Source organism: Petroclostridium sp. X23 (genome assembly GCF_030013905.1).
Classification (GTDB): Bacteria; Bacillota; Clostridia; order SK-Y3; family SK-Y3; genus X23.
This window is the reverse complement of sequence record NZ_CP124862.1, coordinates 5,428,700-5,449,300: the sequence shown is the minus strand read 5'-3', so window position 1 is coordinate 5,449,300 and position 20,601 is coordinate 5,428,700. Positions and strand designations below refer to the sequence as shown.

Genomic DNA, 20,601 nt, shown 5'->3' with positions numbered 1-20,601 from the left:
TTGCTGAAAGACACTTTAATTATAATCATTCTATTCAATTGCGTATTATAGTCCGAATACTTTAGGCAAGAATAACGAAAGCTGAGGTATTAATGTGACCAGTATCAGTGTAATAAACATGGCCACATAAAACGGCATCGCTTTTCTCACCAATTTATCCATGGATATCTTACATACCGAGGCTATACTAAATAGACATACACCGTAAGGCGGAGTAGTTAAACCTAACGCAAAGCCCATAACCGTAATAACGATAAAGTGGGTTGGATCTATGCCCATAGACATCGCTATAGGAAGAAATAGTGGTGTGAAAATCAATGTTGCCGGGCTTGCATCGATGGTCATTCCTATCATGATCAATACCAAATCCATTAACAGTAAAAATCCTATTTGCCCGCCCGGCACATTTGCAAGCTGCTCTGCAAGATACTTTGGAACACCTTCATAAGCAATAATAAAGTTAGTAATCGCGCTGGAAGTTGCAATAAACAATATCGCACTTGTCAATACAGCCGTACTCTTAAACGCTTCAACCAAGTCTACACGTTTCAGTTTTTTAAAGATTAATCCGTCAATGATTAAGATGTATAATACTGCTACCGCTGCCCCTTCAGTAGGCGTTACAATTCCTGAGAAAATAGTTCCTAATATGATCAATGGAGCAACCAATGCAGTCCAACATGAACTCACTTTTTCCATAACATTTTTTATTGAGAATTTGGTTTTATGTCCATAATTATTTTTTTTAGATATATAATAATTAGGGATCAATAGCGCAACCGTAATTAATATCCCCGGAAGCAGTCCACCTGCCAAAGCACGCGCAACCGATTGCTGTGTAGCAGCAGCACCCAGCACCAGTAATATACTCGGCGGTATTACAACCGAAAGCGAAGAAGATGTAAGGGTTACCGCTCCGGCATAGTCCTTAGGATATCCATCTTCTACCATTCTCGGTACCAGGATTGAACCGAAAGTAGCCGTATCCGCCAAAGAAGAACCGGAAATCCCTCCAAATATCATACTACCTACAATATTTACCGCACCTAGTCCGCCAGTTGCCCATCCCACGATGGCATTGGTAAATTCAATAAGATTCCGACCTACCGTACCTCTTTCCATAAGACTACCGGCAAGAATAAACAATGGTACAGCGAGTAAAACGAACGAGGTTGACGCTTCACTGAATAATTGCGGTATAAGCTGCATATTAGGCACCGGTTGGAATATCATGATTACGACGACAGAAGACAACCCTAATGCGATGGCAATGGGTGCTCCTACAACTAAAAGCACTATTGCTAATATAACTAATGTAATTGACATAACAGGCATTATATATTCCCCCCTTCTTAAATCTGGTCATCAGGAAATGCAACTTCCTGACCACGGATTATTCTGTATTCTTTTACCAGCAGTCTGATCAGTGTAAAAATACACCCTAATAAAATAGGCATCCTCACCCAAAACATACTGATACCTAAAATAGTAGATTTGCTGCCCAATTTTGTATAATATTCTAATAAAGTCCATGTAAAACTTCCCAATAATACCACATGAGCTATAAAAAAGCCATTGGCGATTATCCCGAATATTTTTCTGGTCTTAGGAGGGAATTTTTTTACAAGCAAATCAAATGCTACGTGTCCATTGGTTGCAACGCCCACACTTAACCCAAACCATATAAGGGCACCCAGCAGCATTTCACCCACTTCCACCGTCCATGAAATAGAATTACCGGGCAATACTCTGCTGACAACCTGAAGAAAGACATCAATTAAGATTGCAAGTAAAATGATGGGGCCAATATAGACGTCAATGTTTTTAATGAAATTTATAATTTTATTCAAGAATACCGCTCCTCACATCATACATTGTATAAGAGTAACAATTTGTCTAAAATAACACGTTAAATCTTAATATGGATACCCTTTCAGGTATCCATATTAGTAATTATTGATTCTTATTTCTTTAATTTAGTAACATCATCTTTTACTTGGTCTAATTTAGAAATAGCCTGAATTTTTAATTATTTTGCTTCTTCTACAGCCTTTAAGAATGCATTCCAATCTTCTTCGCCACGTGCAGTTTTTGTTTCTTCATAAAGAGGTTGTACCAGTTCCTTAAATGCTGCCTGTCCTTCAGCCGGCATATCATAGAACTCAACACCTGCTTTTTCCATTTCTTCTCTTGCTTTTATTTGATAAGCGTCGTCTTCTTCAACATTTACTTTTACCCATTCTTTTCCTGCTTTTTTGAATAACGCTTTGTCTTCATCAGACATGGAATCCCACATATCTTTATTCATAACTACGATTGAAGCATCCGCCATATAGTTCCAAATAGTCATGTATTTTGCAACTTCATGAGTTTTAAAGTCATATACAACCGGTACGGAGTTATCTTCTCCAACAACTGTACCCAATTGAATCGCTGAATAGATTTCACCAGAGGACAATGGCACAGGTTTAGCGCCTATAAGTTCAAATACTTTTACGAAGAATGGATTTGCCGGAACTCTGAATTTTAAACCTTTAATATCTTCAGGAGTTTTAACAAGTCTCTTATTGTTGATCAGCTGTCTGAATTTTCTTGGTGCGACAGCAACAACTACCATATTCTTTTCTTCGAATTTTTTATACCATTTTTGTAATATTGGAGACTCTGTTTCTAAAAATTTGATAAGATGTGCATCATCTTGGAACAGGAACGGTAATTGGACAGTTCCTAATTCTGGTACTTCAGATGCAAGAGCTGTAATACTTTCTATACCGATTTGTGAAGAACCGGACTGGGTCATTTCCAACATTACTTTCCAGTTCTTTTGGAATAATTGGCCGTTAGGGAATGTGCTAACTTCAAATTTGCCATTAGATTCTTTATTTATAATATCAGCAAATTTAAGTGAAGCTTTTTCCCAAGGACTTTCTGCAGAACTGTTGTGTGAAACAGCAACTTTTATAGCTTTTTCCGGTTTTGCCTCCGGAGCTGGCGTTTGGGCTGTATCTTTCTGTTCAGCCGCCGGTTTCGGATCTGCTGCCGGTGCAGGCTTTGAGCTGGAGCAAGCAATCATTGAAAATGAAAGCATCGTTGCCACTGCCAAAGCTGCGACTCTCTTAAAACTTTTTTTCATAAACAATTCCCCCTAAAAATTAGTTTATTTTTTTGACAACATACGTTGCCGTATATATCTACAGGGCGTTTGGCACCCCGGTTAGATATCAAGAAAAGCTTGTACCAACTAGGCTTTTGAATTGCATTTATTTATCTTGTATAACGTTTAACGTTAAATAGATTATACTTGATTCACTTAAATAATCATATAGAAATTATTTCTTATTTATATAGAAATTTTTATTCATTATATCTCTTATAGACAAACAAATTGGAACTTTAAAATCGCCAAGTTTTATCGCACGAGTGATCGTAGGGCGGACGACCCTGTCCGCCCGGTACATTGTTACACGATCTGCGGGTGGACAGAGTCGTCCACCCCTACAAGAACTCACATAGTATATAAGTTGGAAAATCATAATTCTACACATGATTATCTATAAAATACCTCTAGTTAACATTAGCATTAATAAATGATGGCTCTTTCTACACAAATCATTTATAATAGAACTATATCGTACATGTTATCAATGGAAAGAAGGATTAGAAATGAATTTAAAAAGATATATTAAATATAAATTAAAGCGAACGTTTATCCCTTTTCATATAAAGCTTTCTATTTCCCATATATTAATTTCAATATTGCCGATATGTATTATATATTTTATATCTTACAATATATACAGTAATTCCATACTATCAGAAACCTCGGATAGAATGACCAGCGTGATCATGCAGGCAAGTGAAGATGTTGAAGACATATTTCATTCAATGACAGTATTGTTAATGTCTATCCCTTCCAGCACAAAAATAAAAGAGGTAATTTATAATCCCCGCTGGATTACAGAAACACCTGATATTAAGAAGATGGAGGATTATCAAAGCGTTAACGATGCATTTTACGGTATATTATATCTAAGAACCGATATTGCCAGCGTACGACTTGTCCCTTTCCAAGGAGCAAGTATCATTTATTTTGAAAATGGTGTATTGATCGGTTACCCCCACCCTTTTATACCGTGGCTTAGAGAGATATTTTTCGAAAATGGAAGAGAGGTTTTTATTTCTCCCCATAAGACATTAGCACCATCAAATATCAAGACCAACGTTTTTTCAGTAGCCAAAGCCTTTAAAGACCGTAATGGCCGCATCGTAGGCACTATAATGGTAGACGCGAAAGTAGATGAAATCAATACCATTATTGATAATGCCGGCAGTATTAATAAAACACAGGTAGCTATATTGGATACCGAAGGTTCCATTATATTTAATTCAAGTAATTTGCAATATGTAAAACGATTAGATGATCAACTATTATCAAAAATCCAAGGTTCTCCTAGTGGAACTTTGAGACATATAATAAACGGCGAAGATTATCTGGTCATTCATAAAACATCTGAAGTGTCCGGATGGAAGTTTGTTGCCTTCTCAAAGATCAACAGCTTATTGGAAAAAACCCATAAAGTTAAAACTATCGTCTTAACGGTAGGATTCTTTGCTTTCTCTTTCTCAGTGATTCTTTCGATTGTGATTGCGATCAAGGTAACAACACCATTAAAAAATCTGAATATTTCTATGGACGGTGTTACAGATAGAAATTTTGATGTATACCTTCGTCCAACAAGTAATGACGAAATAGGAAAACTTACACGAAACTTTAATTCTATGATCCGAAGGATAAAAAATCTTATCGTAAAGAAATATGAAGCCGATATAAGAAGAAAGCAAGCGGAGCTAAAGGCCTTAGAATCGCAAATTAACCCTCACTTTTTATATAATACCCTTGAAACCATAAGCAGCATTGCCTATTTAAAGGATGTTCCGGAAATCATGACCATTTCCAGAAGCTTATCCGATTTGTTCCGTTACAGCATAAATAATGAAAAAAAGTTAGTCACCCTTGGTGATGAACTATACCATACTGCAAATTACATCAACATTCAAAAGATCAGGCATGGAAACAAGTTCAATGTATGCTACAATATTCCTGAAGAAGCTAAAAAATATAATGTAATAAAACTAATATTGCAGCCAATTATTGAAAATTCAATTAATCATGGGTTAGAATTGATTAAATTAGGCGGTATAATAAAAGTCAGCGCGCATAAAAGCCTTGATAATATGTTGATTATAGAAGTAGAAGATAATGGAATAGGGATCCCTCATGAAAAGCTGAAAAGGATACAGGCTGATCTAAACCGGGATTCTGCTGAAACATATGAAACATCCGGAAGTATAGGCCTTGCAAATGTACATTTTAGAATTAAGCATTATTATGGAAACAACTACGGACTTACCATCGAAAGTACCGATGAAAAAGGCTGCAAGGTCATTTTAAAACTTCCCATCACAGAAGATAGAAAGGAAATATAGATATGTATAGAGTGTTAGTAGCGGATGATGAAAAGTGGATCAGAAAAGCCATTGTAAAAAGGGTTTTATCCTGTGGTCTGGCAGTTAAGATTGCAGCAGAAGCAGAAGATGGCCAAGAAGCTTATGAGTTGGCCCTTAATACAAAGCCCGATATTATTATAACGGATATCAAAATGCCTTGCATGAACGGGTTGCAACTTATTGAACGATTAAAAGATCAGTTGCCCAGAACAAAATTTATCATTATCTCAGGATATGCCGATTTTGAATATGCACGTTCTGCTTTACAACTAAAAGTATGCCAATATATATTAAAAACAGTAGATGACCATGAATTAAGAGAAGCCCTAGAGCAAGCAATCCAACAAATTAAAGATGAAGATATGACAGCCGGACAGATAAATACTTTACAAACAAAACTTGTAGAAAGAACGCATATATTACAAAGACATTTTATTCAGCAAATGGTATCATCCAACCGCTTTTCTAAAGAGTACACCCAACGGATGGTAGACAACTTGGGACTGCCTTTTGAGGAAGACACTTATTTCTGTGTGCTGGTGTTAGAAATAGATACATCTATTACTGAAAATCAAGATATAAATAAAATGCTAAACAGTATAAGTAATTTTTTCACCAAATACGACTATAGAGGCTTCGTATTTGAGAATATGCAGGGCTATAATGAGCTGAACATATTGCTGTATTCTGCTGATATGAGTCAACTGGATAAAATCCATTTGTTTGATCTGACAAAGAAATTGAAAGAAATATTTAAAAAGACTTTCTCTTTAGCCGGAATAAGCAATACTTATCAGTCTTATTTGGAACTTAACAAAGCATATATCGAAGCAATTGATGCTTTAAAAAATAAAAATTTACTGAAAAACAAAAAGACACACTGCATATATTATCAAGACATACGCGCCTATGACAGTTTAATTGACTACCAATATTTTACTGCCGCAGATGAAAGGACCTTAGCTTACCATATTGAATCAGGTAGTATTGATGATATTGCCTCTTGTATAACGGCAGTATTTGATAAGATAAAAGCCAGCGCACAGATTTCAACCAAAATACTAATGAAATTGTATTATGAAGTAATTCTTTTATTAGAACGTGTATTGGCTAAATATCAGCTATCGGTAGAAGATGTTTTGGAAGTAGACTTCTTATCTTTGATTAATGTTCCAAAAACATCAACTGCTGAAGAGTTAGAAACATTATTAGCCTCGTTTTCTACAAAAGTAGCGCAATATCTTGCTACATTGGAAAATGATAATCCACGTATCATTTTTAACAACATCAAGCATTATATAGATACCAATTACTTTGAACCTATTACTTTAGATAGCATTACTCAAAAGTTTTTTATCAGCAAAACTTTTTTTAATAAGCTGTTCAAAAAGGAAACAAATATGACCTTTGTGAGTTATCTGACAAAGATTCGAATGGAAAATGCATTGGAGCTGTTACAACATAATCAATTAAAAGTGAATGAAGTGGCAAAAATGGTAGGCTATTCAGATCCACTTTATTTTGGACAAGTATTTAAAAAACATTTCGGGGTTTTACCATCAGAATACTCATCCAACAATGATGTTATGGAAGAATATCCTTCACTCTGATATTCTTCCGAAACGGCAATACATTTTAATATATTTCTCTCTCCGGAACCTGTAGCAACTATCTTGTCATCCTCAGTAACAACTATAGTAAATTCAATACCGTCATCATAATCAAGGCCGCTGCTCTTTAGAAAAGATACAACACCTGCGAGTTTTTTGCCTGAAAATGGGATTCTATATTCAATATTCACTTTTGTCCCCCTTGCTAATCCTTGTTTGAATACAGATATAATTATTTGGAAAACCGCTTACTCATTAACCTGCCGAATCACATCTATTACTGATCCATCACGATATGTAACAACTCCAACAATTTTATCTGTATATTCAATCTGATCAGGCTTGCCTACAGTCTGCTCAGCTTTTTCTTTCAACTCTTCGATAGTACAAATAGGAAGTCCCGACTTCTGAAGATTTGCCAGAAGATTCTTACGACGAGGATTCACTGCAATCCCCTTTTCCGTTACAATCACATCAATCGTTTTTCCTGGTGTCACAACCGTATTTACTTTTTCAACAACACAAGGAATCCTTCCGCGAGTCAAGGGTACAACAACAATTGCAACACTTGCACCTGCAGACGTATCACAATGTCCACCGACTGCTCCTCGGATAATTCCATCAGAACCTGTCAATACATTCACATTATAGTCTATATCTACCTCAAGTGCGGAAAGTACCACAATATCAAGTTGATTCACAGCCGTGCCTAAATTTCCCGGACTTGCATAATATGACGCAGAAATTTGCTGATGGAAGCGATTGTCTTTCAAAGACTGCGCAGCCCTAAGATCAAAAGACTGAACATCAAGAATTTTTTTAATTAGTCCTTCTTCATGCAGATCAACAATCTGACCTGTAATGCCACCGAGGGCAAAATTGGCTCTTATATTTTTTTGAAGCATTTTTTCTCTTAAAAATCTTGCCACGGCAAGAGACGCACCCCCGGAACCCATCTGCATGGAAAATCCATCAACAAAACATCCGCTATATTCGATTACCTGAGCGGCTTTTTCAGCAATCAATAGTTCTTTCGGATTTTTGGTGAATCGTGTAGCACCGCTCATAATCCCTACCGGGTCCCCTACTGCATCAACTTTTACAATATAATCCACGTCTGATTCCGGAATTCCGAATGGTGCATTCGGATAACGAACAATGTTGTCGGTCAGAATGATGGTCTTTTTTGCATATTGCGCATCCAGTTTTGCATAACCCATAGAACCACAGCTTATTCCTGTATCATTATCCCGTGAATATCCATTGGCATTTCCATACGCATCGCAAGACGGCGCACCTAAAAATGCCATATCAATAGGCAAATTGCCGGTCTCAATTACGTATGCTCTTCCTCCATGAGAGCGAAACACAACTGGAACATCCATCAGTCCATGTGAGATTTCCTCTGCCAGTTTCCCACGAAGGCCGCTTGTTTCAATACGTCTGATTACTCCATTTTTTATGTGCTTGATCAACGGCTCGTGGCAATCAGTGAGCGAACTTGCCGACATTACAAGATTTTTAAAGCCCATTTCAGCAAGTTTATCGACTACAAGATTAATAATATAATCTCCGTTACGGAAATGATGATGAAATGAAATAGTCATGCCGTCCTTCAGTCCCGACAAGCAAACAGCATCCTCAAGACTATCTACGATTTTATTTCGCATCTTTTCTTTCTGAGCAAGTGTTTCAAAATCTTTCTGCATTTTTTTAGCATCAAACGGATGATGAATTGTTTTTAATTCATCGATATAAGGGATTTTGTCCAAACTTATTTTACTCATTGTATTCCGCCTCCTAATCAATAGCACCCACTGCACGAGCCAAATCCAGTACGCGCTGAGCGCGAGCCACAACCGGTTTGTCAATCATCTTACCATTTAAGGATATGACACCACTTCCTTTTATATGTGCTTGCTCGATTGCATCCATAATTGCAAGCGATTTATCTATTTCCTTTTGAGACGGTGTATATATTTCGTGAACAGGTTTGATTTGACGAGGATTGACGATAGATTTCCCATCAAAGCCAAGCTGGTGAATCAGCTTTACTTCTGCACAGAATCCTTCTTCATTATTTATATCCGAATCATACGCGTTAAGCTAAGCCATGTTATGGTAAACCAATAATTACATTTGCAAAAAAGAAAAAAACATGAGAACCTCAAAGTAATAGAGAAATGAAAGGTGAGGTTCCCATGTTTCAAGTTCCCATATCACTAATTATAAGCTTTATTTGCTTTTTAGGAAAGACAAAAATACTGGAAATTTCTAAGGACACAGGGTTTACGGTGCGCCGCTCTAAGCTGCTGCCAGATACTATAGTAAAAGTATTTACATTCGGCTTATGGGACACCCCTAATCCATCCTTACGTCAAACTGCTTCTAAATGCGAAAATATTCAACGCGGACTTAGTATAACACGCGAAGGACTTTTTCAACGTTTGGCTACAAGTGCTTTATTGCTAAAACAAGTATTCCAGTCAGCAGTTGAGTATTCTGCCAAGAGAGCAATAACTGTCCAGAATCTCGATGTGCTCCAAGCTTTTACTGATGTAAAAATATGTGATAGCTCTAAAGTTACTCTTCCGGACAAATTAGCAGATGTCTGGAAAGGTCTTGGTGGCAATAATGCAAAAGCTGCTCTAAAAATCCAGACTATATATAGCCTTAAGTCCAGAACTATCACAAATATGGAGTTGACAAAGGCGCCTGGTCCAGATGCCGGCTATAAAGATGAACTTCTAAAACACATTCATCATGGTGAGCTGTTAATTACTGACTTAGGATATTACAGTAAAGATTTGTTTAGGAAAATAATATCCAAAGGTGCATATTTTCTTAGCCGAATTAAATCAAATACTGTTTTTCAAATACAAAATTCTGACACTAAATCTTTTAAAGCCTTAGACCTTTTAAGTGTTTTAAAAAACAGCTCCAGTGTTGATATAGATGTATACTTTGGCACCAAGTATTCTAAATTACTACAATGTCGGCTGATTGGTGTACGTTTACCTGATGAAGTCGCTAATGAACGTAGGCGCAAAGCAAATAAAAAAGCAAAGTCACAAGGCAAAACACTGAGTGACTATGACTTAGAGTTATTAGGATGGAACCTTCTAATTACTAACGCCCCAGCACATATGCTTACTCCAAAGGCAGCCTGTGAATTGTACAGAGCTAGATGGCAGATAGAGCTTTTATTTAAGGCTTGCAAAAGCTATCTAAACCTTGGCAAAGTAGGCAACTGTGGTAAAGAGCAATTAGAGTGTCTTCTATATGGAAGGTTAATTGCCATTATACTAATTTTCACAGTCTACTCAGCACTGTATGCCCTCATGTACCAACAAAAAAACAGATGCATTAGTATGATGTCGTTTATCAAACTAATTGCGACAAAGGTGGAAAAAATATTTTCAAGCCTTTATGCAACCACTGAAGCAATATCGGAACTGCGACTGATTCTTAAAAGAGCGGCCGAACAAAGCTTACATGATAAACGTAATCGCAAAACCACGGTTGAGCGATTGCAGGAACACTATTTGCTCAATTAAATTGGTAAAAAATAGCTTAACTTAACGCGTATGATATCCGAATAAACAGTATCAATAGCGTCAATACCTGCTGTACGAGCTGCGAGAAGCACCATACTTCTGCCAAAAAGCAATTCAATACCTTGTGGAGAACGATTGGTTTTCAGGTCGGTTACAAAGTCTTCAGCTCCTATTGCTATTCCGATCAGCCTCTTGCTTGCACAAGCGATTTCCTTTGCATTTAGCACACCTTTAGCACTTTCAATCGCTGCCATCATAGAAGTCGAGCCAACCTCTACGCCGATTTCCTTTTCAATCCTCGCAATCTCCTTCTCGCATTGTAAAACATCCTGTACCGTCTCTGTTTTCGGCAGGCGGATTGCCACTCTGCGTGTTCTGACCATTGCTTCCAAATCTTTAATCCCAAGTCCGCTTGAAAGGTCATTAATACGTACAATCAATTCTTTTTTTCCATAATCCATTGTCTTTAGAGCCTGATAAACAAGAAATCTAGCACTGTCTTTTTCAGTCAAGGATACAGAATCCTCCAAGTCAAACATGATGCAGTCACTATCGTAAATTCCAGCATCTTTAATCATCCCGGGATTATTTCCCGGTACATACAACATGGTACGCCTTAACTGTTTCATTATTTCACGCCTCCCAGCTGTAAGATTCTACTTCACAAGCACGATAAACCGCTGTTTTTACTCTTGCCTCTATAGTACAATCAAGAGCTCCCTTATCCACAGCAATAATTTTAGCTGCATCCACATTCAGTCTTCGTAAGGTTTCAAGAATAATCCTGCGAATCTGTCTTCCAAACTGTTTTTCCACCGTACTGTTTAGTTCAATCTCAATACCGCTATCGTAGGGCTCTACCCAAATCATAATATCACTAGATTCCAAGGTGCCGGATACTGCTTTTATTTTGATGTTCATACTAATCACTCCCGTATTAAAGGGCAGAAATAATTACCTCCGCCCTTTCTTAAAACACTTCAATATATTCCTCTCAAAATATAGTTCAAATATCCTGAAATACCCAGCGTAGAGCATCCGGAAAACGGACACGCCATTCCTTCTGGTGATGTATTGCATCAGGATAGATATTATATTTTAACTGTCTATCGCTAAGATGATTTTTCTTTAAGTAATCGTATATTATATCAGCGCCTTCCAAGAATTCTTCTTTTGTCGTCATACGTCCAAACTCGTTGGTTCCCACATCCACATAAACATATTTCAGGTGGCTGTAATCTGCACTTTTCATTGTCTCTTCAAGTTTATCCATCCAAATATAAACTGCGGAACTCATTGCAATCAGACGGGAAAAAATGTGTGGATATTGAAGTCCCGCATAAATGCAGTTCAACCCTCCTGTACTATATCCGCAGATCCCTGTATATTCCTGCTCAGGTCTTGTACGGTAACATTTGTCAATCATTTCTTTAAAATCAGTGGTTAACCAATCCAGATATGCAACACCCTTTCCTTCAATATGAGACTCAAATTTCTTTTCCGGCGGCACATTAAAATCCTTTGTATACGGTGAATACTGCGCTGTCCTTACAGCGTTAATATCTGGTGATTCAATTGCCACAAGAATCACTTCCGGCAGGAACTTGCCATAATCCTTGTAATACTGTTCGAAGCGCAGGCTTTCTCCGTTCCAGAATACGTCTTGGTCACGGAATACATCCTGTCCATCATTTATGTATAAAACAGGATAACATTTATCTGATGAATCATACCCATCAGGTACCATTACCCGAGCCTTCACCGATCTATCCAGTGTTGTGATTTTTCTATTTATCACATCAATTCTCATTTATCCAACTCCTTCTAAATGCTATCTGCATAAATTCCTATACGCTCTGCCGTATCTTTTTCAAGTACCAGTGTCATATCATCAAGCTGCGTTTGAATTAACTTTTCTTTCTTCAAATTGGTCAGTTCTAATTGTATATTCATTGGCTGCTTTTTTTTACGATTAATCATATCACATAAAATATCATCATAGATAAAGCTTTCAATGATCATGAGGTTATTTAATCGTAGGCCTTCTGCTCTTAAAAGCTCCTGATGGTTTTCTTTCCTTTCTTTCCATAGCATTGAATGTTTATCTAAGGTTTTGTATCCTTCTTCCAGCACCACTCTGTTTAGTTCAAAGCAGTAAAAAGCCTGATCATTCACGGCATATACGCAATTTTTTATAAATATATTTCCAAACATATACAGATAATTCTCTGTCTCATACAGGTAAACCGGTTCCAGTTTTTTTGCCGTAACACAATATCCAAATGCGGGTCGTCCGGTTTCCTGCCATATTCCAATCTTTTTAAGTCTTTCAGTAAGAAGATTTATCTGCTGCTGCTCAATTTGTTCGTAAGACCTGCACAGCACATTATTGCGCTGATAAGAAAAAAGGAGAATGGCTATAATATACACAATCCCGGCTAGCATCCATACATCCCACTTCGTTAGCAAATATAGGATTGGAAAGACGGCAGCAATTAGAACTAATTTATTGTTTTTTCTTTTATATTCAATATGTTTTTTTAAAATGCGCTGATACTCCGCTTCTAAGGTCACCCTTTTCTCCTCTTTCTTATCTAAATATTTATATTCCTTATGATGCAAATAATCCAAATAAGATACTTGCGATAACTAGGATAATTGCGCCTCCAATTCTTGAAGAAATCTGAGCAAAAGGCATCAATTCCATTCTATGTGACGCACCTAGAACCTGTACATCACCGGAACCACCGCCGTTAGCCATACAAAGGCCGGCTGTAATAGCAGCTTCAACAGGATAGAATTTAAACCATCTACCTACAACAATCGTACCAATAATAGATCCTATAACCACAGCGAGACTTATAGCGATCTTCTGGAAAGAGAACACTGTTGCAAAATCTGCAAGATTCAATGTGATACCAACCGTCACCATCAACGGAAGTGACATGTGCTTTACAAAGAACTGCTGTACTCCCTTTGAACCTGCACGAATTTCAGCAGGAACAATATTGGAAACGTTTAATAATCCACAGAAAATAACCATGAAGGCGTATTTGTGAATGGTAAAACCAAGTCCTAAATGATTGATGATAGAAAACTTATCTGCATAAAAGCCTGCCAGTACAAACATAAACAGAGCCAGCGCTAAACCGGACGCATATTCAGTCATGCCGACTTTAATCTCTTCATTTCCCTTTGAAACCGCTTCCTGATTATGTCCACGAATCAGCTGACCTTCTCCCGTAATATTAGGATACTTTTTACCAAGCCGGTCAAGTAATGCTCCCCCAACAACTGCCATTAAATTACCTATAACAATGGTTGCAAAAGCCGGCGCATACCATATCGCCGGGTCTTTACCCGTTATCCCTCCCCATATTTTACTCATGGGAATTACACCTGCACCGTTGCCTCCTCCTATAATAGGAAGAGCCGTATTTAAGATTGCTTCAACGGGTCCTACACCAACAATCGTACCTACAAGAGCCGCTAACCCGAAAGATACAACTACACCACCGAGAATGGTCGGAATAAAACCTGCAAATGCTCTAATGAGCAGCTTTCTGTCAACAACAAGAACAGACCCTGTCAACAGCACTACTATATAAAAATCCAAAAAACCCATCTTGCCATTAAAATTGCTTACAGTAGTAATAACACTTTCCGGAACCAGTTTGAAAGTATATAATGCTCCTGCAGCCAATGAGGTAAACAACATTCCGCCGCCACACCAATCCTTCCATATTGGAATATTGTCACCAATCCAACCTACTATACCACCGAAGATTATTGCAAACAGTAGTGCGCCTATGATATTGTCTAATAAAATGCCTTGTGCTGCGATTACACCAACAATGATTGCCATTGGGAGCAGCATGTACAATGGAAAGCCTAAAATCTTAATTTTGCTAATTTTGCCCATCGCTAGCTCTCCTGTTTTTTTTCCTGTTGATACAGAAATTTTACTCATCTTTAACCCCCCTGTTTTTTCTGCTATAGAATATAAATACGATTTGACCTAAAACCTCTTTAACTATTTTTGGTTAAGCGCTTTACCAACTACAATTATACTACTTTTACTAATAACTTGTCAATATATTCCTTATATTTTAGCATATTATACAAAGAAGTACCTCATTTTAAGCAAATCTCCCTTAAATCCATTCTAAATGCCGCAATATATAAGCATTAAGATAAATCGCTTTATCATAAAGAGATAAAAAGTCAAGAGACTTTTTATCTCTTGACTTTTTTAACTAGCCTATTTATACAAAGAATGAGATCTTGTATTCTGTGTCATATTGTAAAGAAGAACAATGCACAATTGGTAAAAAAGATCTGGCCATTGAAACAGCTTGCAGAACAATTAGGCATCCCAAGACCTTCCCTCATTATAATTAAAATGTCCTGACAATTAAATATTGTTGCCATGACATTTGTATACTTTATGTATCTTGAAACACCCATCGCAAAGCATCTGGAAAACGTCTAGCAAAGCAGTGATGCGTATGGGTATCATTTTCCCAGATAGCAAATTTCATTTGTTTTTCATCAAACCCTAAATCCATAAATTTCTGATGCATCATTTCATTTCCTTTGATAAACTGTTCTTCTTCTGTCATACGGCCCCGTTCCTTTGTACCTGCATCAAGATAAATATAATTCACATGGTCAAAAGTAGATTCTTCTATCGTTTTTTTAAGGCAGTCAAACCAAATATAGTATGCACTACTTAAAGCAATCAGCCTGCTGAATACTTCAGGATATTTCATTAACGCATATGTACTGACAACTCCTGCTGTACTGCTTCCGTATATTCCTGTCATTTCACATTCAGGTCTTGTACGATAGCTTGCATCAATCCATGGTTTTAGTTCATTCACAAGCCATTCAAGATATTCTTTCCCTGTACCATTAATTTCTGGTTCGAAGTTTTTTCCCTGAACATCAAAAGTTTTATAATAAGGCGTATACTGCGCTGTTCTAACAACATTGTCTGAAGGACAATCAATTCCCACAAGTATTATTTCAGGAAGAAATTTTCCGAATTCTTTATAATACTGAGCAAACTTCAAGCTTTCACCATCGCATGCATCGTCATCATAGAAGATGTCCTGCCCGTCATTCATGTATAAAACAGGATAGCGCTTGTGCGAAACTTCATAGCTGTCAGGCGTCATAACGCGAAATATTACATCCCGATCAAAAGGCGTAAGTTTAGTATTAAACACATCAATATTCATCTTCGATTCCTCCTAATCATTATTCAGTCTGAGCAGTTATGCCTTCAAACGCTGTTTTTGAGCAATGTGTATCCTCATAAGATTCTGATTCAATATTATGTTGTTAAATCGATTTATCTAAATAAAACTCTAACATCTGTTCTTTACTTTGTCAACAGTGACAGAATACATTATACGCTTTATATAATAGTCATTTAAATTATTTATACAATATACCTAAAGATATTTTATTTTTTTATCGTATGGTTTATGATATGATATAATATGATATTATATGTTGCATATGCTAAATCGCTTTATTATGTTTTTTGATATTGTTTATATAAATTTCTCTTTAGGAATTGCAGGAGGTTACCTATGGGTGTTACCATTAAAGATGTAGCAAAAAAAGCGGGCATTTCTACTACAACAGTCTCTCTGGTATTAAATAATAAAAGCAATGCCCGTATTTCCGAAAAGACAAGACAACTTGTTACTAACGCAGCAATGGAACTGAACTACATACCGAATCAAATGGCAGTAGGCCTGGCAACAAAAAAAACACAAACCATTGGGCTTCTTCTTCCTGATGTAAACAGCTACCATTTTACCAGCCTAATTCATTCTATCGAAGCTGCCTGCAAAAAAACGAACTATTTTTTGATGATTGGTACAATTTCATCAGGGTCCGAAAATGAGCTTACCTACATTACTAATTTTATTAACCGAGGTGTTGACGGCATCATTTTTGACCCTTCCTTGTGCTCTAAGGAATTCAGTCAGAAATATGTTAATTCCATTGCTTCACTTAATGTACCGGTTATATCTCTAGGTCCTGTAAACGCAAGCTTACTCCCAAATTCTATTGTTCCTGACTATCGTCAGGGAGGTTATATCGCCGCAACCCATTTACTTGAAATGGGTCATAGACGTATCGGTTTTTTTATTACCTGTGCCGATTTCAACGCTGTATCTGCTATCTCAGACGGCTATCAAGACGCTCTTGACGAATGGGATATTCCATATGACTCGAATTTGGTTTTTGAAGGCACCTTACATTCTGACAGTGGTTACCAATGTCTCGATAAGCTTCTCAATCAGAATATTACTGCTATATTTTCTAGTTCAGACATTGCAGCATATGGAATTTATCGTTATGCTCGCGAGCATAAGATTCGTATTCCCGATGACTTGTCCGTTGTCGGCTTTTCTGATATTACGCTTTCAGCTGCTCTGGATGTTCCTTTAACATCAGTTTCTTTTCATATGGACCGTATTGCAAGAAAATCCGTTAATCTTTTAAGGAAAGTATCGGAAAGTAAAGAACAACTGATTCCAGAGATTATACCGCCTAATCTTATTCTTCGCAGCAGCACAAGAAAAATATAAACTTCTGAACTAATATGGTAGCATCCATAAAAATGTATTTTCTGTAAATGTCATCAAACTCTGCTCCTACAGCATTTCGTATAAAAGCAGAGAACCTGAAAACATCTATACAATTTGTTATCAAGTTCCCTACTCATACGCATTTAATTTATACACCTCGCCTTAAATATTTATAATTGTCCTGCCGCAACAGTCCCCGGACTGTTGCTAATTGCCAAACAGTAAATCCGGTAAGAAGGTCACTAAAATAGGAACATAAGTGATTACCAATAAAACAACACCTAATACCAGCACATACGGCAGTATTGCCTTAGATATCTTTTCAAACGGTACTTTTGAAATACTTGAAAGCACATACAGCACCAAGCCTATCGGAGGTGTCATTAATCCGATCATTAGGTTTAATATCATAATGATACCAAAATGTACAGGGTCCACACCCATCTTCATCACCATCGGAACCAAAATGGGTACAAGTATAATCTGTGCTGCTGAAGTTTCTAAAAAACATCCAACTAATAATAAAAATACATTAAGTACTAATAATGCCAAATATTTATCCGCAATCACACTTAAAAACGCCACAGCCAGCTTTTGCGGTACCTGTGATGTAGTCATAATCCAGCCAAAAAGATTGGCACTTGAGATAATGAATAAAATTCCTATCGTTGTGTTCAATGTTTCACGTAAAAACCCCGGCAACTGCGTAATCCTTATTTCTTTATAAATAAAACTTAATAATAATGCATAGAAAACCGCCGCAATAGCCGCTTCCGTGGGTGTAAAAACACCGCCTATGATCCCGCCAATAATGATTACCGGCGCGAGCAGCGGCAGAAATGCGCTCTTTAAAGCATGGAAAATTTCTTTGAATGAAGCCCTTTTGCGTTTTGGATATTTCTTCTTTTTACTGATAAAATATACCATGGCGGACATAGCTCCACCCATAAGAAGTCCCGGAATGACTCCTCCTGCGAATAACCTTCCTATAGATACGCCGGAGGTTACACCAAAAATAACCGCAGGAATACTTGGAGGTATGATAGGCCCGATAATGGCTGACGCACCGGTAACCGCAAGACTGAAATCTTCATCATAGCCCGCTTCTTTCATTGCCTGCAATTCAATTGCGCCTAATCCACCGGTATCTGCTACAGCTGAACCGGACATACCGGAAAAAATAATACTTGCCAGGATATTCGCATGCCCTAAACCCCCGGTAAAATGACCAACGATATGATCAGCAAAATCAAATATTTTTCTGGTGATTCCACCGGAATTCATAATACTGCCTGCTAAAACGAAAAACGCGATTGCAAGCAGCGGAAAAGAATCCGGACCTGCCGCAAGCCTTTGAGCTGCCATCTCCAACGGAATATCATTGACGACCATATACAGGACGGAACTGCCAAATAAACTGAATCCCACAGGCACACCTAGTATTAAAAGAATAAAAAATACTCCGAATAATATTAACATCTGTTTTCCCTCTCTTTCATACCGGTCAGACTAATTACATTCAGCCATGTATCAGTCAGTAGATAGAGTATTGAGACAATTGCGCCAATTGGCAGCACAATATATACGATGCTCATTCTTACTCCCATCGCAGCAGAATCTATGAGATTTTGGTCCATCACAAAACGCATTACCCCAGGCATGTAAAAAACAAAGCATAAAACTAAAAATAAATTCGTTAATATCGTTACGGTTTTTTGTCCCGCAACAGGTAACTTCTGATAGAATATTTTCATCTCAATATGCGATTTGTTTCTTATTCCGTATCCTAATCCTATAAAAGTGATCCATACATGCAGATATCTCGCTAATTCTTCACTCCATATTAACGGCATGTTAAACAGATATCTGAATACTACTTGCAAGAATAACGATATCCCCATCACAGCCAAGCAGATCATTAAAATGATTTCTTCTATATTCCACAATATTTTGAGCAATTTATTGGATTGCTTCATTAGAGATCCTCCTTAATAAATCATGTCGTAAGACAACAGGGTATAATATAATTCTCATCCTTGAGGAAAAAACCTCTAGGATGAGAATGAATTGTTTTATATCTTTTGTTAAGACTATTTTATTGCTCTTATGTCCTCAAGCAATCCTTCTCCCCACTGGCTTTCATACTCATCATACAGCGGTTGAGCAGCTTTAATAAATGCTTCACGGTCAGGCTCTACGATTGTCATGCCTTTCTCAACAAGTTCTTTTAGCAATTTATCTTCTAAAGCAAAGGCTTGTTCATTAACCCAGTCAGCAGTCTCCTGTCCGGCTTCCAAAATAGCCTTTTGGATATCTTCCGGAAGTGTCTTGAATACTTTCTCACTCACGAAAATATGATTTCCTTGAGCGATATGACCGGTTTTAATAAGGTATTTTTGTACCTCAAAGAACTTCATGGATGTAATAGCGGCTGCAGGATTTTCCTGCCCATCCACAACACCTTGCTGTAATGCCAGATATACTTCTGAGAAAGCCATAGGAGCAGGTGTAGCACCCATTGCTTTAACAACACCAACAAACATAGGTTGATCCGGACATCTGAGTTTTAAGCCTTTTAATTCTTCAGGTGTTTTAGCAGCAACTTTGCTGGTGGTTACATGACGTGTACCGTAGTAAGTGCCGCCAATAGGACGAATGCCGGCCTTAGCCGCCGATTCATCGGCCATCTTTGCAAATAAATCACTTTTAAATACATTAATCAGGTGATCTCTATCTCTAAAAATGAATGGTCCGTCAAATATCAGCGCCGGTTTATATCTCTTTGCGATTTCTCCCATACCAATCAATGCAAAATCAAGTGTTCCCATCGCTACTGCATCGGAATGATCCTTTTCTGAACCAAGCTGAGCCGCAGGATATATTTCGATAGTAACCTTGCCTCCGGTTTTTTCATTTACAAGCTTTGCGAAATGTTCCGATCCTAAATGATTCAAATGGTCTGTGGGTAAAACATGACCCATTTTAAAAGTATAGGTTTTTTCATCTTTTGGCGCTTCAGTTTTAGGTGCTTCCTGTTTAGCATCGTTTTTATCTGCTGCAGGTTCACTTTTTGTACCACAACCAGAGAATATAGAACCAAAAATAAATACAGCTGCCATAACCAGGATCAAAGCTTTCGTTTTTTTCTTAAACATTATAACTCCTCCTTAAGTTTGGTAATTTTAGTAATTATAGATAATTTTCTCAATGCTGCAGCATATTGAATTGTACAAGTTTAATATAGTGGAAATATTCTTATCTGTAAATGTACATTTTTAAAAGGAATGAACTTTTTGCCCACACGCTATGTTTAAA

17 protein-coding genes and 2 pseudogenes are annotated in these 20,601 nt (G+C 37.3%); 4 read left to right on the top strand and 15 right to left on the bottom strand.

The features are described from left to right. Nucleotides 1-45: 45 nt before the first annotated feature. The 3 genes from QKW49_RS25480 to QKW49_RS25470 all read right to left on the bottom strand — a co-directional run bounded on the left by QKW49_RS25480 (nucleotide 46) and on the right by QKW49_RS25470 (nucleotide 3,133). Nucleotides 46-1,335, bottom strand: coding sequence for a TRAP transporter large permease (locus tag QKW49_RS25480; RefSeq protein WP_282865446.1), 1,290 nt, complete (start codon nucleotides 1,333-1,335; stop codon nucleotides 46-48). A gap of 17 nt (nucleotides 1,336-1,352) precedes the next feature. Then, the gene (locus QKW49_RS25475) at nucleotides 1,353-1,850 is read right to left on the bottom strand and encodes a TRAP transporter small permease (RefSeq protein WP_282865445.1); all 498 of its coding nucleotides are present in this window, start codon (nucleotides 1,848-1,850) and stop codon (nucleotides 1,353-1,355) included. 179 nt (nucleotides 1,851-2,029) lie between these two features. Beyond that, nucleotides 2,030-3,133: a TRAP transporter substrate-binding protein gene (locus QKW49_RS25470; RefSeq protein WP_282865444.1), complete on the bottom strand. Its 1,104-nt coding sequence runs from the start codon at nucleotides 3,131-3,133 to the stop codon at nucleotides 2,030-2,032. 530 nt (nucleotides 3,134-3,663) lie between these two features. Between QKW49_RS25470 and QKW49_RS25465 the strand changes: the two genes are divergently transcribed. Together QKW49_RS25465 and QKW49_RS25460 are read left to right on the top strand one after the other, a co-directional pair. Further along, nucleotides 3,664-5,487 (top strand): sensor histidine kinase, encoded by a 1,824-nt coding sequence (locus QKW49_RS25465; protein WP_282865443.1) that lies wholly within the window; start codon nucleotides 3,664-3,666, stop codon nucleotides 5,485-5,487. A gap of 2 nt (nucleotides 5,488-5,489) precedes the next feature. Further along, entirely contained in the window at nucleotides 5,490-7,118 is a 1,629-nt protein-coding gene (locus QKW49_RS25460; RefSeq protein WP_282865442.1) for a response regulator, read from the top strand. Here the strand turns inward: QKW49_RS25460 and QKW49_RS25455 are convergent. The 3 genes and pseudogenes from QKW49_RS25455 to QKW49_RS25445 all read right to left on the bottom strand — a co-directional run. Beyond that, the gene (locus QKW49_RS25455; protein WP_282865441.1) at nucleotides 7,025-7,309 is read right to left on the bottom strand and encodes a hypothetical protein; all 285 of its coding nucleotides are present in this window, start codon (nucleotides 7,307-7,309) and stop codon (nucleotides 7,025-7,027) included. The genes QKW49_RS25460 and QKW49_RS25455 overlap by 94 nt on opposite strands. A gap of 57 nt (nucleotides 7,310-7,366) precedes the next feature. After that, nucleotides 7,367-8,905 (bottom strand): citrate lyase subunit alpha, encoded by a 1,539-nt coding sequence (citF, locus tag QKW49_RS25450; RefSeq protein ID WP_282865440.1) that lies wholly within the window; start codon nucleotides 8,903-8,905, stop codon nucleotides 7,367-7,369. A 13-nt stretch (nucleotides 8,906-8,918) separates the two neighbouring features. Further along, nucleotides 8,919-9,230 (bottom strand): annotated as a pseudogene (locus QKW49_RS25445) (HpcH/HpaI aldolase/citrate lyase family protein); the annotation flags it as partial. Between the two features lie 89 nt (nucleotides 9,231-9,319). Between QKW49_RS25445 and QKW49_RS25440 the strand changes: the two are divergent. Continuing rightward, nucleotides 9,320-10,675 carry an IS4 family transposase gene (locus tag QKW49_RS25440; protein WP_282863409.1) on the top strand — a complete coding sequence of 452 codons (1,356 nt, stop codon included), beginning with the start codon at nucleotides 9,320-9,322 and terminating at the stop codon, nucleotides 10,673-10,675. Nucleotides 10,676-10,707: 32 nt separating this feature from the next. On the opposite strand, the pseudogene QKW49_RS25435 reads toward QKW49_RS25440, so the two are convergent. The 6 genes and pseudogenes from QKW49_RS25435 to QKW49_RS25410 form a co-directional block, all read right to left on the bottom strand. Then, nucleotides 10,708-11,304 (bottom strand): annotated as a pseudogene (locus QKW49_RS25435) (aldolase/citrate lyase family protein); the annotation flags it as partial. A gap of 4 nt (nucleotides 11,305-11,308) precedes the next feature. After that, nucleotides 11,309-11,596, bottom strand: coding sequence for a citrate lyase acyl carrier protein (gene citD, locus QKW49_RS25430; protein ID WP_282865439.1), 288 nt, complete (start codon nucleotides 11,594-11,596; stop codon nucleotides 11,309-11,311). A gap of 85 nt (nucleotides 11,597-11,681) precedes the next feature. Next, nucleotides 11,682-12,485 carry an alpha/beta hydrolase-fold protein gene (locus QKW49_RS25425; RefSeq protein ID WP_282865438.1) on the bottom strand — a complete coding sequence of 268 codons (804 nt, stop codon included), beginning with the start codon at nucleotides 12,483-12,485 and terminating at the stop codon, nucleotides 11,682-11,684. 14 nt (nucleotides 12,486-12,499) lie between these two features. Continuing rightward, nucleotides 12,500-13,249 (bottom strand): hypothetical protein, encoded by a 750-nt coding sequence (locus tag QKW49_RS25420; protein WP_282865437.1) that lies wholly within the window; start codon nucleotides 13,247-13,249, stop codon nucleotides 12,500-12,502. Between the two features lie 37 nt (nucleotides 13,250-13,286). Further along, on the bottom strand, nucleotides 13,287-14,645 hold the full coding sequence (locus QKW49_RS25415) for a 2-hydroxycarboxylate transporter family protein (protein ID WP_282865436.1): 1,359 nt from the start codon (nucleotides 14,643-14,645) through the stop codon (nucleotides 13,287-13,289). A 475-nt stretch (nucleotides 14,646-15,120) separates the two neighbouring features. Beyond that, nucleotides 15,121-15,918: an alpha/beta hydrolase-fold protein gene (locus QKW49_RS25410; RefSeq protein ID WP_282865434.1), complete on the bottom strand. Its 798-nt coding sequence runs from the start codon at nucleotides 15,916-15,918 to the stop codon at nucleotides 15,121-15,123. A gap of 357 nt (nucleotides 15,919-16,275) precedes the next feature. Here QKW49_RS25410 and QKW49_RS25405 point away from each other — a divergent pair, with 357 nt between their 5' ends. Further along, nucleotides 16,276-17,286 carry a LacI family DNA-binding transcriptional regulator gene (locus QKW49_RS25405; RefSeq protein WP_282865433.1) on the top strand — a complete coding sequence of 337 codons (1,011 nt, stop codon included), beginning with the start codon at nucleotides 16,276-16,278 and terminating at the stop codon, nucleotides 17,284-17,286. Nucleotides 17,287-17,493: 207 nt separating this feature from the next. Here QKW49_RS25405 and QKW49_RS25400 read toward each other — a convergent pair whose 3' ends face one another. The 3 genes from QKW49_RS25400 to QKW49_RS25390 all read right to left on the bottom strand — a co-directional run bounded on the left by QKW49_RS25400 (nucleotide 17,494) and on the right by QKW49_RS25390 (nucleotide 20,441). Continuing rightward, on the bottom strand, nucleotides 17,494-18,765 hold the full coding sequence (locus QKW49_RS25400; protein WP_282865432.1) for a TRAP transporter large permease: 1,272 nt from the start codon (nucleotides 18,763-18,765) through the stop codon (nucleotides 17,494-17,496). Next, the gene (locus tag QKW49_RS25395; protein WP_282865431.1) at nucleotides 18,759-19,262 is read right to left on the bottom strand and encodes a TRAP transporter small permease; all 504 of its coding nucleotides are present in this window, start codon (nucleotides 19,260-19,262) and stop codon (nucleotides 18,759-18,761) included. The genes QKW49_RS25400 and QKW49_RS25395 overlap by 7 nt, the downstream gene beginning before the upstream one ends. Nucleotides 19,263-19,376: 114 nt before the next feature. Next, entirely contained in the window at nucleotides 19,377-20,441 is a 1,065-nt protein-coding gene (locus QKW49_RS25390; protein WP_282865430.1) for a sialic acid TRAP transporter substrate-binding protein SiaP, read from the bottom strand. Nucleotides 20,442-20,601: the final 160 nt, after the last annotated feature.

Bases quoted from the DNA above. Each gene is read 5' to 3' on its own strand.
- QKW49_RS25480 (WP_282865446.1), bottom strand. From the start codon at position 1,335: ATGCCTGTTATGTCAATTACATTAGTTATATTAGCAATAGTGCTTTTA.
- QKW49_RS25470 (WP_282865444.1), bottom strand. From the start codon at position 3,133: ATGAAAAAAAGTTTTAAGAGAGTCGCAGCTTTGGCAGTGGCAACGATG.
- QKW49_RS25465 (WP_282865443.1), top strand. From the start codon at position 3,664: ATGAATTTAAAAAGATATATTAAATATAAATTAAAGCGAACGTTTATC.
- QKW49_RS25460 (WP_282865442.1), top strand. From the start codon at position 5,490: ATGTATAGAGTGTTAGTAGCGGATGATGAAAAGTGGATCAGAAAAGCC.
- citF (WP_282865440.1), bottom strand. From the start codon at position 8,905: ATGAGTAAAATAAGTTTGGACAAAATCCCTTATATCGATGAATTAAAA.
- QKW49_RS25440 (WP_282863409.1), top strand. From the start codon at position 9,320: ATGTTTCAAGTTCCCATATCACTAATTATAAGCTTTATTTGCTTTTTA.
- citD (WP_282865439.1), bottom strand. From the start codon at position 11,596: ATGAACATCAAAATAAAAGCAGTATCCGGCACCTTGGAATCTAGTGAT.
- QKW49_RS25425 (WP_282865438.1), bottom strand. From the start codon at position 12,485: ATGAGAATTGATGTGATAAATAGAAAAATCACAACACTGGATAGATCG.
- QKW49_RS25415 (WP_282865436.1), bottom strand. From the start codon at position 14,645: ATGAGTAAAATTTCTGTATCAACAGGAAAAAAAACAGGAGAGCTAGCG.
- QKW49_RS25410 (WP_282865434.1), bottom strand. From the start codon at position 15,918: ATGAATATTGATGTGTTTAATACTAAACTTACGCCTTTTGATCGGGAT.
- QKW49_RS25405 (WP_282865433.1), top strand. From the start codon at position 16,276: ATGGGTGTTACCATTAAAGATGTAGCAAAAAAAGCGGGCATTTCTACT.
- QKW49_RS25400 (WP_282865432.1), bottom strand. From the start codon at position 18,765: ATGTTAATATTATTCGGAGTATTTTTTATTCTTTTAATACTAGGTGTG.
- QKW49_RS25395 (WP_282865431.1), bottom strand. From the start codon at position 19,262: ATGAAGCAATCCAATAAATTGCTCAAAATATTGTGGAATATAGAAGAA.
- QKW49_RS25390 (WP_282865430.1), bottom strand. From the start codon at position 20,441: ATGTTTAAGAAAAAAACGAAAGCTTTGATCCTGGTTATGGCAGCTGTA.